13 protein-coding genes and 1 tRNA gene are annotated in these 12137 nt (G+C 52.9%); 3 read left to right on the top strand and 11 right to left on the bottom strand.

The features are described 5' to 3' along the window. Positions 1-39: 39 nt before the first annotated feature. The 6 genes from Pla22_RS06410 to Pla22_RS06385 all read right to left on the bottom strand — a co-directional run bounded on the left by Pla22_RS06410 (position 40) and on the right by Pla22_RS06385 (position 5456). Positions 40-819 carry a hypothetical protein gene (locus Pla22_RS06410; RefSeq protein WP_146513876.1) on the bottom strand — a complete coding sequence of 260 codons (780 nt, stop codon included), beginning with the start codon at positions 817-819 and terminating at the stop codon, positions 40-42. Positions 820-951: 132 nt separating this feature from the next. Continuing rightward, positions 952-1872 carry a mechanosensitive ion channel family protein gene (locus tag Pla22_RS06405; protein WP_146515267.1) on the bottom strand — a complete coding sequence of 307 codons (921 nt, stop codon included), beginning with the start codon at positions 1870-1872 and terminating at the stop codon, positions 952-954. Between the two features lie 198 nt (positions 1873-2070). Further along, positions 2071-3351, bottom strand: a complete 1281-nt coding sequence (locus tag Pla22_RS06400) for a radical SAM protein (protein WP_146513875.1) — start codon at positions 3349-3351, stop codon at positions 2071-2073. 120 nt (positions 3352-3471) lie between these two features. Further along, positions 3472-3918 (bottom strand): hypothetical protein, encoded by a 447-nt coding sequence (locus Pla22_RS06395; RefSeq protein WP_146513874.1) that lies wholly within the window; start codon positions 3916-3918, stop codon positions 3472-3474. Between the two features lie 165 nt (positions 3919-4083). Continuing rightward, positions 4084-4629: a class IV adenylate cyclase gene (gene cyaB / locus Pla22_RS06390; protein WP_146513873.1), complete on the bottom strand. Its 546-nt coding sequence runs from the start codon at positions 4627-4629 to the stop codon at positions 4084-4086. Next, a complete protein-coding gene (locus tag Pla22_RS06385; RefSeq protein ID WP_146513872.1) occupies positions 4581-5456 on the bottom strand; it encodes a hypothetical protein in 876 nt (291 codons plus the stop codon). Before Pla22_RS06385 ends, cyaB begins: the two co-directional genes overlap by 49 nt. A gap of 182 nt (positions 5457-5638) precedes the next feature. Between Pla22_RS06385 and Pla22_RS06380 the strand changes: the two genes are divergently transcribed. Then, complete coding sequence (locus Pla22_RS06380; protein WP_146513871.1) at positions 5639-6271, top strand: TlpA family protein disulfide reductase; 633 nt, start codon at positions 5639-5641, stop codon at positions 6269-6271. On the opposite strand, the gene Pla22_RS06375 is transcribed toward Pla22_RS06380, so the two are convergent. Further along, positions 6246-7325: a thiamine phosphate synthase gene (locus tag Pla22_RS06375; RefSeq protein ID WP_146513870.1), complete on the bottom strand. Its 1080-nt coding sequence runs from the start codon at positions 7323-7325 to the stop codon at positions 6246-6248. The genes Pla22_RS06380 and Pla22_RS06375 overlap by 26 nt on opposite strands. A gap of 17 nt (positions 7326-7342) precedes the next feature. Between Pla22_RS06375 and Pla22_RS06370 the strand changes: the two genes are divergently transcribed. Together Pla22_RS06370 and Pla22_RS06365 are read left to right on the top strand one after the other, a co-directional pair. After that, positions 7343-8074 (top strand): SGNH/GDSL hydrolase family protein, encoded by a 732-nt coding sequence (locus tag Pla22_RS06370; protein ID WP_146513869.1) that lies wholly within the window; start codon positions 7343-7345, stop codon positions 8072-8074. Between the two features lie 15 nt (positions 8075-8089). Next, positions 8090-8163 (top strand) — tRNA-Arg (locus Pla22_RS06365). Positions 8164-8231: 68 nt separating this feature from the next. Here the strand turns inward: Pla22_RS06365 and Pla22_RS06360 are convergent. Genes Pla22_RS06360 through Pla22_RS06345 form a run of 4 tightly spaced genes read right to left on the bottom strand, consistent with a single transcriptional unit; the run spans position 8232 to position 12064 of the window. Then, positions 8232-9425: a DUF6688 family protein gene (locus tag Pla22_RS06360; protein WP_146513868.1), complete on the bottom strand. Its 1194-nt coding sequence runs from the start codon at positions 9423-9425 to the stop codon at positions 8232-8234. Positions 9426-9468: 43 nt separating this feature from the next. Next, entirely contained in the window at positions 9469-9768 is a 300-nt protein-coding gene (locus tag Pla22_RS25485) for a hypothetical protein (protein WP_146513867.1), read from the bottom strand. After that, positions 9761-11077, bottom strand: a complete 1317-nt coding sequence (locus Pla22_RS06350) for an NAD(P)/FAD-dependent oxidoreductase (RefSeq protein WP_146513866.1) — start codon at positions 11075-11077, stop codon at positions 9761-9763. The genes Pla22_RS25485 and Pla22_RS06350 overlap by 8 nt, the downstream gene beginning before the upstream one ends. A gap of 39 nt (positions 11078-11116) precedes the next feature. After that, positions 11117-12064: a family 16 glycosylhydrolase gene (locus Pla22_RS06345; RefSeq protein ID WP_146513865.1), complete on the bottom strand. Its 948-nt coding sequence runs from the start codon at positions 12062-12064 to the stop codon at positions 11117-11119. Between the last annotated feature and the right edge of the window lie 73 nt (positions 12065-12137).

The raw sequence follows: 12137 nt of genomic DNA, 5'->3' as shown, positions 1-12137 counted from the left end.
CGCAGTGTCTCAACCTATCGCGATCCACAGCAAGAGGAATCAGCGGGCTCGCAGACGCAACAAACCGCGAGTTTCACGGATCAACCGATGTGCGACTTCGGGCTTGGGATCCTGAGGAACGTCGGTGAAGTAATCGTGATCAATCCCCAACAACTTCCGACGATGGCTGGAAATGTAGGGATCTTCGTCCAAGAAACCGTCGGTCATCTCAAAGTCCCGATCCCAAAGCACTGCCGTTGCAAGAATGTCGACGACATCTTCCCAACGCGGCAGGTCTTCACTACGCAAAGGCGGGAGATCGACGTCTTCGTCATCCCGGTTTGCTAGTTCAAGTAAGGACTCTCGAACCATCGCTCGCCACGTGTAGGCATCACCGACGTTCAATTCATCGCAAAGGTCAATTTCAATGGCTAACTGATCACGAATCTCTACATAAACCGCCGCCACGCCAGCTTCAAGAATGGCAGTCAACTTAAGCGGTTGGGAAGTGTCCGTTAGCAAGTACGTCGCAATCTGATGAAGGACCGCGATTCGTTGACACGCGCCCAATCGATCAAAAATCAAGATGCCGGATTCGCAATCGGGTATCGCCAAGTCACTATCGGACAACGAATCATTCAGTTCGTCATCGTCATCGACGTGAACAGCCAACGCATCGATCATCATGTCGATCGCCGAAGCCACCAATAGTGCTTCGGCGTCTTGTAGTGTTCGATTGCCTCGACTTGAATGCCACATGGCACAGTTACCCCGAGCGATGATGTAGTACGCTACGGAAAGGTCGCAAGCATCGTTGGCCAACGCTAGGTAGCGTTCCAACAAAAAATGTCGACGACCTTTCAGTCGTCGACATCATAGCTATCGGAGATGCGCGATGTGGCTACGTCGCAACAAATTTTTCGTTAGGCGAAGAACTCCACCCGTGAAAATAAATCTCGTAAAAAATGCCGACTAGGAAGCGCGTGATAGCGGCGTTTCGTATCCATCGCGGCGTGCAGGTCGAGTCCGCGGGCGTGCTGCCAATTCGGATTCGCCTTCGCGAGAAATGTGGACGTCGAGTTGAGGGAATGGAATGCTAATCGAAGCGGAATCAAGTTGACGCTTGACTTCAGCGGTCAAGTTTTCCATCACACTCCAATAGTTTTCGCTAGCAACCCAAACGCGGACTTTCCAATCCACCGAGCTGTCGCCTAGATTGGCCAAGACCACTGCCGAACCGCGACCATCACCTTTGACGATGATCATGTCGAACTTGCCAACGGCGCTTTCCAATGCTGCGCGGGTTTCATCCAAGTCAGCACTGTAATCGACGCCCACGAGGACTTCGACGCGCCGATGCGGATGAAACGAAATATTTTCAATGGTGCCGCCCGAAATCGAGCTGTTGGGAACAATGATGCGTCGGTTATCGGGAGTGTCCAAAGTGGTGGTGAACAAATCAATCTCATTCACTTTGCCGGTTACTCCACCCGCATTGATAACGTCGCCCACCTTAAACGGCCGGAAAACCATCATCAGGACGCCAGCGGCAAAATTGCTGAGCGTGCCCTGAAATGCCAAGCCAACTGCAAAGCCAGCAGCGGCAAGGACAGCGGCCAATCCACCCAGCGGTGCACCGAGCTTCGACAGCACCGCCACGGTGACCCCAACGACAATGACATAGAACGTCATTTTGCCGATGAAGCGTCCCAGCGTTTCATCAATCTTGCGGCAAATCGGGCCGCTAATGATTCGCGATGCGTACTTCGCGACCAGATACCCCATGAAGATAACAGCCAATCCGATCGTGGCACTGATCACAGCCGGGGCAAGGTGGACTGTGCTGTAGTCGATCACCGCAGCGTAGTCGCCATTCATTGCTTGGCTGAACATGTTGTCGGTGGCGTCACCCAAACCGGTCGGTGCGGCATCTTGGCTAATTGTCGTCTCGTCCACTTTGATTCCTTTTGAGTGGGGGAGGTGTCTCTGAGAGACCGCCTATACGCAATTCCATGCCTGCTCGTAAAGAGTGTTCGCAGCCGCGAATACACTTGCGTTGACGGCGGAGTTGCTTCCAGGAAAGAAGCGCAACTACGAGAGTATGGGCAAGTCACTCTTCGCTTGCGATTGCGAGTCCACTTGCTCATCCGGATCTTGGTACTTTGCCACATCAAAATGGCGGGCATAGGTGCCAAAATCATTGAACGCATACTTCTTTGCCCAACGATAGACAAAACTACGCTCGGGAATCTCCTGGCCCGGCTGGTACTGACTACGTCGAGGCTGAATTTTCTCTAATTCGTCAATCACGCGTCCTCGAGCCGTGGTATCGCGAGCGCCGTGCTTTTCAGCAAGCTCAATCAACAAATCAGGTCGTTCCATGATCACGCAGCCACGAGTGTGCTGAGCGGTGAGTTCTCGGAAGTCCTTTAAGAACGCCGACTTATTCATCGTTTCCGCTAGCGGGCGGTCATCGTGAATCGATTCGGTTGCCAACTGGATCACCGGACACGGTTCAATGTCACCCCAAGGACCGACATGATGAGTGAACCCGGTTGCGGCGGGACACAACGCGTTGCCAGCGTCATCATGATAAGCATCAACAACAATGATTGGCTTGGTCGCTCGCGTATCAACGACAAACTGGCGAACCCGTCGTTGTTCTTCACTTGATAACGAAAGCTGCAGGTTGGGTTCCGGACCAACCGGCCGGTAAATATGGAACCAACAATACATCACTCCCATTTCTATCAATCGATCAACCCACTCATCGCGGACAAGATCATCGATGTTGGTCTTGCAAACACTCGTGCAAACGCCAACGAGCAGTTTGTGTCGAAGTGCCGCCTCAAGCCCTTTCATGGTTTGGCTTAGCACACCGTCACGACCTCGACGGGTATCCGAAATCATTTCGGTACCTTCGACGCTAATCAGCGGTGTAACGTTGCCGAGTCGACGCAGCTCGGCGGCTACTTCATCGGTAATGAAGTGCCCGTTGGTGAACACCTGAAAATACACATCGCGATTGGCTTCAAAGATCTTCATCAGATCCTTGTGCATGAACGGTTCGCCACCGAGGATGCCGAAAAAGCTGTTCCCCATCGCTTTGGCTTGGCGAATGGTTTCGTTGGCGGCATCGAGTTCGATGCGGTGCTGCTTGGCGGCAACATCAACCCAACAACCTTGGCAACGAAGGTTACAGCTATTGATCACCGACAAGTAAAGGAACGGCGGGAAGAACTCACCGCGTTTGAGTCGGCGTTTGTGCTTGTGGACACTCCATAACCCACGCACGCCAAGCGTCCATCCTGCTTTGAACAATAACCGCTTATCGGTCTCGAGCAGAAAACGTTTGGCAAGCGAAAGGTACATGGAATTTTGGGGAGAGAGTTATTCAGCGTACGCAAAGTAATGTTGCATCCCTGCACGGATTTTACCGGCAGAGGTGCAACAAGCTCCAGCGTACCCTGCAAAACGCAAACCCGCTGCGAATTATTTGGCTTCGGCCTTCGCGAAAGCCTTCTTGAACGCCTTGTCGTTGAAGACAATCTTCAGTGCCGACGCTTCATCCTCAGCCGAGTCAACCTTGGACTTGCAACCGTTGCAGCAGAAAGCCACCTTGGTCCCAGCCACGGTGGAAGTGATTTCGGGGTTCACGTCGCCACCGCTCATCGGGCAAGCTTTTTGCTCATACTGTTTGGTCGCTACGAGTTGCTGGTTTGCGTTGACCGCGAATTTGTCTGGATTTGAGGCAAATTTTCCGGCGCATCCACCGCAGCAAAAATAAACCTTGCCTTCTTTGTAGTCCGCAGACTTACCTTCGGTCGCTGGCTTCGGTGCGACCACGCACTTGACGCCTTCAAGCTCCACTTCTCCGGCGATCACAGTCGCAGCGGCTACCAAAATCACAGCGAGACCACTTAGGGCGAATCGTTTCATCGGAAAATCCTTGGGTGAATGGGGTGCTTCTACACCCCTGGAAGATAGGCAGACTGACTAGTCTGTGTCAATAAAATTACTTTCGAGTTCGCCTGGACCACTAGCGGACCATTCGTAGACCACTAGTCCTTTGTACCGTTCGATGGGTGTACCGTTCGGTGGGCGTTACTCGATCTGCATTCGCAGATAACTACGGCTTTCGGGTCGTTTCAGGCCCAACGATTCCCCCAACGCAGTGATTCGTTGGCGGGCGTCCTCCACACCAGATTGATCCGAAATGATCATCTCGATTTCGGCAAAGGTTCCTAATTCTTCCACTTCGTCAATCACCACCACCGTATCCGACCAGGGATCGGGCAAATCATAGGGCGTTCGCGATTTCCGAACGGTCGCGACGGGAATGAAACTTAGAATCTTTAATAGCGACTCTGTCTGGCTGCCATCTTGATCACCTGGATCAAGTCGCCACTCCATTTCTTGGCGAGCCTTGACCGCGCCGGGCAGCTTCTTGCCCTTGTAGGTGATCATTGGCACCCCATTCACGCGTCGAACACGAAGCGCCTCGCTCGTCTGAGCGAAATCCCTTGCGGGATGGTTAAAGTACGAGTCAGCATGAACCTCGGTCGATCGTGCTGCGGCGCCGAGCGATTTCAGTGCTGCTTCTAAGGCGGTGCGATCTTCAACGTGGAACTTTTGCTCAACTTCAAACACGACAATCTCCCAAGAGGTGTCCGATTTCCTTCGCTGGTCACCCAGGCCCGGCCTTTGCGATCAACAGCGATCGCTTCGATCTGTTTCCAAGCCGGTAACGATACCGGATACGGAACATTTCGCACGGTGTCGAGCAAACGAATTTCACTCTCTTGCAAGGAAGGCTCATAGCGATAGCACTGGAAGTAATTGCATAGCCACAAGTTGCCGGTTACCGGATCAAAGTCTGCTCCGGTAACCAGAGGAATGGCAACGCTGGTAACTCGGCGAGCGTCGATCACGGCAATTTGTTTTTGATCTCGCGGAGGCAAAGCAACCACGAAAACGTCACTTAAAGGTAGAAAGCTTTTCGTGAACAGGATGATCTCTCGATGCGTCACGTCGACCGCAACCGCTTCGCAATCTCGCGGCCCCGAAGGATATCGAATCTTGACCACTTGAAAGTCGGTGACACGACTTACCATCGTTGGATCCGGTTCGTCGAAAATGTAGAGCGAAACCGAATTTCGATTCGCCTGGTTGTCGCCGCAATCAGCCACCAGCAGTCGCGGCACACCACCATCCACAAACGAAGCCATGTCCTCCCAGTCGTTGGCAGCGACTTGATCCGAAAATCGGATGCTGCCAACGGCATTTCCCGTTTCTCCGAAAGCAAACAGGTGAGCCCGACTTCCCGAGTCATTGTGGCTCCAAAGGTAACCGGGGGCGAGATTGGAAAACGCCAAGCCGCTGCTTTCGGTGAGTTCGGCATTGTTGAGTTTGAATTCGCGATCGACAGCGCCACCCTGGGATTGAATTCCTGTTTCGTCCGGCGGGGCGGCGGACACCTGCCCACAAAACGCCATTATCCCAGCAGAGAAAAGAATAAAGTTAGCGACAAACACCAAAACGAAAGTTTCAAAATTACAGTAGGTGTATCTCGTCGATATTAGAATCTCGCGATGAAGCACTTGCGTCCCTCCCTTATTCGTCCGTCAAACACCATTTTTGAAGCCGCATCTGATCACCGATGAACTCTAGCCTCACTCCGTCGACCCATCATCAGTCGAGGGGCACAACACGATTGCGACTTATCTTAGTCGCCGTGCTAGTCAGCTTAGCGGTCGGTTCAATCGTCGTCATGCGGAAGTCAAATAAGCCATCTATAGCAGGGCAGAGTGTTGCTGTGGGTAAGCCGGCACCTCGAATCGACCTGATCGAACTGGCCACCATCAGCAACGTCGTTCCAGCGAGTATCAAACTTGAAAACAAAGTCACTCTGCTGCACCTGTGGGGAACTTGGTGCGGTCCGTGCCGGATGGAATACCCTGAGCTCACGGAAACGGTCGCCGCGTTTTCAGACAACGATGCTTTTCAATTTGTACCGGTTTCCTGCGAAGGTGGTCAGGGCGAAACATTCGAAGGGCTGTGGAAAAAGACCTCGGAATACTTCCAAAGTGAAAACATCATTAGCGTTGCCTATGCCGACCCAAGGGGACTCACGCGGCGAAGCTTGGCGGAACGACTCGACCAAGCGAACCTGTATTTCCCAACATCGATCCTGATCGACCAAAGCGGTCGTATCGCGGGAGTATGGGAAGGCTATTCACCGGAGGCGATCGACGAAATCGCATCCCTCATCGACTCTCTTCTTCACCAGTAGCCGCGTCGAGTTTCTCTCGCAGCCACTTGACCATTTGAACAGGGTCGTCCGCATCCCGCACGACACCCGTCACGGCAATGCGATGAACCTGAGTGGACAAAACTTCGTCGAGGTTGGTCAGTTCGATACCGCCGATGGCAAACGCGGGAATCTTAATCCGCTTGGCAACGTCGCGCAAGTATTCCAATCCAGCGTACTGCTGGAACGTTTTGGTTGAACTTGGAAACACGGGTCCACAACCGATGTAGTCGGCGCCCACTTTCAATGCATCTTCGGCTTGGTCGATTTGGTGAGTCGACAATCCAACCAACCGATGGTCGCCCACAATTTTACGCGCGAGTTCAACGGGAAGTTCATCTTGTCCCACGTGAACACCATCGCACTGGGCAGCCATCGCCAAGTCTGCTCGATCGTTCATCAGGACTAACGCATTGAAATCATGAGCGATCGACGTCGCTCGACGAGCTCGATCGATTAGAACGCGATCCGTTTGTCGTTTATCGCGAAGTTGAAACACATCAACGCCGGCCTGAGCCATACAAGCGACGTTGCTCTCAAATGTGTCAATGTCGCTTCCAGCATCGATCAACAGGTACAGACGAGCGTTATGAATTCGATCACGTAGGGGTGATCGGACGATCAATAACTCCAACTTCGCAGCAACCACATAGAAGCGATACCGAGCCTGTTCGACGATTCTCGCCAATCGGGCGTCGATCGTCTTCAAATACTCTTCAATGACGCGAAGCGATTGCCCCGTACGGGCGATTCCAGCCTGCACAACATCCTGGGGCGTGGCTCGCTGATACTCTGTTGAGGTTTCCAATCGTGTTCCGACGTCACCGATTGTGTCGCGGGCAGCCAACAATTCCTGGCGAGGAAGCTGGGCCAGGACCGCGGCGACATCATGACGGATCTGTTTGAATTCTGCGGTAAGCTCCGCCGCATCGAGCCCAAAGCGAGTCCACTCTTCGAGGGTCCTTAATCCTTCACCGGCTCGATTTGCCGACGCATCGAGAATACGATAGGTCGCTTCGAGAGAATCTCTAGTCATAACGGGAAGGAACTTTGATGATGAAAATCGGCAGACAAACTCGCTTGGTCCGCACCGTACCGCTCGCTATCTTGATCGCGATTGGTGGATGGGGCGACCCGGCATTGGCTCAAAAAACTGAAAAGGTCAATCCGGCATTCGCGGCACCCGTTGTGGACGAAAGTCTTCCCAATGTCCTGCTGATTGGTGATTCGATCTCAATTGGCTACATGCTGGCAACCCGCGAGGAACTGAAGGGTGAGGCCAATGTCTATCGTCCGGCGACCAACTGTGGACCTACTACCCAAGGTCTTTCGCATCTCGACCAATGGCTTGGTGACACTCAATGGGATGTAATCCATTTCAACTTCGGGTTGCACGACCTGAAATACATGAACGCAAAGGGTGATCTCGCCGAACCGAATGCTGACGGTGTCAGGCAACAAGTTCCCCTTGATGAGTACGCCGAGAATCTTCGCCAGATCGCAACTCGGTTAAAGCAAACCGGCGCGGTCGTCATCTGGCGAGAAACGACTCCCGTGCCTGAAGGGTCCGCGGGACGAATTGCCGGTGATGCCGTTCGCTACAACGAGGTTGCTCGCAAAGTGATTGAGTCGGTGGGAGGAATCCTAGTCGACCCCATGCACACCTTTGCTACGCAAAATGCAGCCCTGCAAATCCCAGCGAATGTTCACTACACTAATCAAGGCTCCAAAGTACTCGCCAAGCATGTGGCCGCGATCATTCGCAATTCGCTCGCCAAACCCTGAGCGTCGCCCACATTCGCCCCTGTAGCTCAGCTGGATAGAGCAGCGCATTCCTAACGCGCAGGTCGGAGGTTCGAATCCTCTCGGGGGTATTTCTGTTCTCGCACTGTTTCGAACGAACACGATTCAATCTAAGGCAGCCCAGCGAATCGAAGGTGGCCTAGCCCAAGTCTTCGTGGTTAAAGCTTCGGTTCACTGAACTGACAGTCTGCCAAACAATCAACGCCAGTCTTGCTAACCACTCAACCGGCTTTAGCAACAGGTAAGCGATGTCGGCAAGCCACGGGTTGGATATCCTTCGCGCCAACGCTGGTCCGATTCGGTCGTACGCAAGTCTTAGCATTCGGTGCGTCCGAGGATATCGAGCCTGCAAGACTAATTCGAACATCTTTAGTGCCACTAATTGGTTCTTGTTTACCAGCCAGACATGCCCACGGGATGCGGCCGTGACGACGTAGCATGACGATGGCGGAGTCACTGGCAGCGTTGAGTAACGATTAAGCGAAAGCAGGATAGAAGTCGGGCACGCTCCGGCAATCGCTGCAAAATAGGCCGCGCCTCCGATCATCTGCGGTTTGCTTAAGGCTTGCCATGTCTGTTGTCGTCGGTGCAAGACTCTCGTCACGTGCGCGTAAGCAAACAACGCCCAACCGGGCCCGGCAAACAGGCTCAGGACAATTGGAAACCCGATGATCACGCTCAACCAGTCGCTCGAATTAACGAAAAGCATCCCGATGATCGCCGCCGCCAACGTCAGCGACATCAAAGCATTTCTTAGCACTCGAAACTTAGGTTGGTCCGCACGACGGTGAAGCCAAACGAGGGACCCGATGAAAAGAGGAATCCCAAACTGGACACTGATCAATCCGATCAAACTGAGCAGATCGGCGTTCTCATTGAGCAAGATCGTGTCGAGAATTACCGTGTAGAAAAGTGCCAATGGAATGCCACCGCCGATGCCAAACCGAACCCATGACGGCATGAGACCACGTTGTTCTCGAATCAGGAAATACGCCAGGCTTACCATGGCGTAGCAAAGCAACGGATAAAGCACCCATCCTGCCTGCGGGGCGATGATGTATCCCAGCTTGTCCGATAGTTCCCCTGATTGCCATGTGGGACTGGTGGGCGGCCCCAAAAAGCTGACCCCGTGACAAAGTCCCGGAACCAAAATACCACTGACGACCAATAACACTTTGACCGGTCGTGAGATTGCGGTGCTAGACGATGCTGCCGAGTGTGCATCGGCTTCAATTTCGGCCCCATCATTTCCAAAGCTAGAAAGTCCGCTGCGAGCATGCTCGGACTCGATCTCGACAGGCGACTTCCAGGGGTTCAAACGATCGTCCACCATGTTCGCCTTTCAATAAGGTGGAATGGTTCTGCCAGCGTTGCGGTTAGCCGCGTCCGCCTTCGCAGCACGTTTCGCAAATGGTGTGACATCGAGAGCATTGTAGCTTCCCGCGAATTTCGATAAGGGTTCGTCCCCCACAAACCACGCACACACCGCAACCGAACGCGCCACTGTTCTCGTCAATCGAGTCATCGCTCGCGCGTGATTGAGCAGTGATTTGATTGGGCCGATGCGTGCCTTGGTTTTCACCTTGGGCGCATCGATCATTGTTGGCCGTATTGGCTGCAACCGGGCCGGGATCACGACTTGGTTGGTTCACGCGATTGTCGTTGAATTCAGTCATGTTGGCTCAGGGTGCCGGTGGCTACTTCTTCTTGTGAATTCTTCCATTGTTTCGCCACAATCAAACGAGCCCCTTTCGAGAACGTCAAATAGGACCACGCCCAGGACATGAAAACAAAGAATCGGTTTCGAAATCCGTTGAGGTAAACGATATGGATGAACAACCATCCCAACCATGCTAACGAACCCGTTAGTTTGATCTTGCCACTCTGCATCACTGCTCGACCTCGTCCGATCGTGGCCATTTGGCCTTTGTCGCGATAGTGAAACGGTCGTCGTTCGTCAAACACACCTTCACTGGTATCGTCGCTAATAAGGCGTCCCACATATCGACCTTGCTGCATGGCCACCGGCGCTAATCCAGGCAAAAAGTTGCCCTCGCGATTCTTGACCGCAGCAAGGTCGCCAATCACAAAAATGTTGTCGTGACCTGGGATGCTTAAATCTTCATTGACAAGGACCCGACCTGCGTGATCCGTTTCGGCACCCAGTTGCTTGCCGATCGGATTTGCCTTCACGCCCGCCGCCCAGATCACCGTTCGAGCTTCGATAAACTGATCGCCAACACTAACACCGTTTTCGTTGATATCAGTAACCCGTCCACCCAAACGCACTTCGACTCCCAAATTCTCGAGTGCCTTCTTTCCGTAGCCTGAAAGCGATTCCGGAAACTGTTTCAAAATACGATCGCCGCCCTGAATCAAAATGACCTTTGCGTGGGTAGCGTCGATGGTGCGGAAGTCTCGCTTGAGCGTATTACGTGCCATCTCTGCGATTGCCCCGGCAAGCTCTACACCGGTTGGACCGCCGCCGACAAGCACGAATGTCAACCATCGCTTTTGCTCATCGGGATCGTTGGTTCGCTCGGCGGCTTCGAACGCAGTCAACACACGGCGACGGATCTCAGTAGCCTGAGGGATATTCTTCAGGCCTGGTGCGAAGTCTTCCCATTGATCGTTGCCAAAGTAATCGTGTGTCGCTCCACAGGCGACTACGAGGTAATCGAAAGCGATCTCGCCAAAGTCGGTCGTGACGTTTCTCCCCACAACATCCACATCGGTCACCGTCGAAAGCAGCGTTGAAATGTTGTCGTAGCGATTGAGCATCGAACGAATGGGTGACGCGATGTCCGACGGATCTAGTCCCGCCATCGCAACTTGGTAAAGCAAAGGCTGAAAGAGATGGTGGTTCCGGCGATCAATAATCGTCACTCGACAGTGTGGATTGTTGCCGAGCGCCTTTGCAGCATTGATCCCTGCAAAGCCACCTCCAACGATGACGACGTGGAACGATTTATCTTGAGTGGGCATCGTGGATGGTTAGCTTTACATAGGTAGTGAATGCTGGTGTCAGTTAGTCGGTTCCGCCTTGACTAGTTTGTACGAGCGAACGTAATCGTAGTAGGTCGTGTTTCGAGAATCATCGGCAAGATCGTCCGCAGTCGGTGGCGTTTCCCAAGCGTACGTTTCACATACCAAGTTCATGAACAGGGGGTGTTCGAACGGGTGAGGCACGATATCCGTGGACGGCGTGATCGTGAACGCGTACACGCCATCCGCGTAGAACTTCATTTCGTTTGCGTTGACCCACCAACATCCGTAGGTGTGAAATTCGTCACCCACGTTTGATCGCAACTTCGTACTGCCACCTTTCTTGGCTTCTTTCTTTTCTTCGTCTTTGTTGTCAGGTCGAAAATTAATGTGAGTGTTGGATTTCATCTCGCTCTTGAAACTCGGCCATCGCTGCGCATTACCAATGCATTCTTGAATGTCCAATTCCAATCCCAGAGTTCCGCCCGGAATTGCAACGGGAGTGTTCGTCAACCAAAACGTAGACGATGTGGAAATGCTGGATGCTTTCATCCGACATTCGTAGTACCCATACAGTGCATCTTGTGACTTCGATTGAATGGCACCGCAAGCGATCGTGAATTCGCCATCAGGAGGATCCAGAACCGTGCTCTTGATTTGCAGGAAACCATCCTTGACGCTGACGGAGGACGGCACGAACTTGCCCGGCACACGACCTTTCCAGCGAGGATTGTGATCATGCCACTTGCTCGAATCCAAATCTGTTCCATTGAACTCATCGCTGAATGCCTCGTTCTTCACCCAACGGTAACCTTCGGGTGGTTCAGGTGGTGATTGCGCAACAACGATCGTCGATAGACTTGCGCTGACGCAAAAGACAATAGCGGGAACGACAAGTCGAACCCAAAGGCCAGCACAAGTCTCAGTAATTTTCACTTCGGTGAGTATGCGTGGAACGATCGTCCCGTAGGCGTTGAGAGATAACATTGTTGATCCCCAGTGTGGCTAAAAGAGAAGGTGTGGTTAAAAGAAAAAGGGTGGCTAAAAGAAAAGCAGAGAA

Origin of the sequence: Rubripirellula amarantea, from assembly GCF_007859865.1 — a bacterium.
Taxonomy (GTDB): domain Bacteria; phylum Planctomycetota; class Planctomycetia; order Pirellulales; family Pirellulaceae; genus Rubripirellula; species Rubripirellula amarantea.
Note: the sequence above shows the minus strand (reverse complement) of the source record. Positions and strands in the feature narration are given on the sequence as shown.

Bases quoted from the DNA above. Each gene is read 5' to 3' on its own strand.
- Pla22_RS06380 (WP_146513871.1), top strand. From the start codon at position 5,639: ATGAACTCTAGCCTCACTCCGTCGACCCATCATCAGTCGAGGGGCACA.
- Pla22_RS06360 (WP_146513868.1), bottom strand. From the start codon at position 9,425: ATGGTGGACGATCGTTTGAACCCCTGGAAGTCGCCTGTCGAGATCGAG.
- Pla22_RS06375 (WP_146513870.1), bottom strand. From the start codon at position 7,325: ATGACTAGAGATTCTCTCGAAGCGACCTATCGTATTCTCGATGCGTCG.
- Pla22_RS06350 (WP_146513866.1), bottom strand. From the start codon at position 11,077: ATGCCCACTCAAGATAAATCGTTCCACGTCGTCATCGTTGGAGGTGGC.
- Pla22_RS06405 (WP_146515267.1), bottom strand. From the start codon at position 1,872: ATGTTCAGCCAAGCAATGAATGGCGACTACGCTGCGGTGATCGACTAC.
- Pla22_RS06400 (WP_146513875.1), bottom strand. From the start codon at position 3,351: ATGTACCTTTCGCTTGCCAAACGTTTTCTGCTCGAGACCGATAAGCGG.
- Pla22_RS25485 (WP_146513867.1), bottom strand. From the start codon at position 9,768: ATGACTGAATTCAACGACAATCGCGTGAACCAACCAAGTCGTGATCCC.
- Pla22_RS06345 (WP_146513865.1), bottom strand. From the start codon at position 12,064: ATGTTATCTCTCAACGCCTACGGGACGATCGTTCCACGCATACTCACC.
- Pla22_RS06395 (WP_146513874.1), bottom strand. From the start codon at position 3,918: ATGAAACGATTCGCCCTAAGTGGTCTCGCTGTGATTTTGGTAGCCGCT.
- Pla22_RS06370 (WP_146513869.1), top strand. From the start codon at position 7,343: ATGATGAAAATCGGCAGACAAACTCGCTTGGTCCGCACCGTACCGCTC.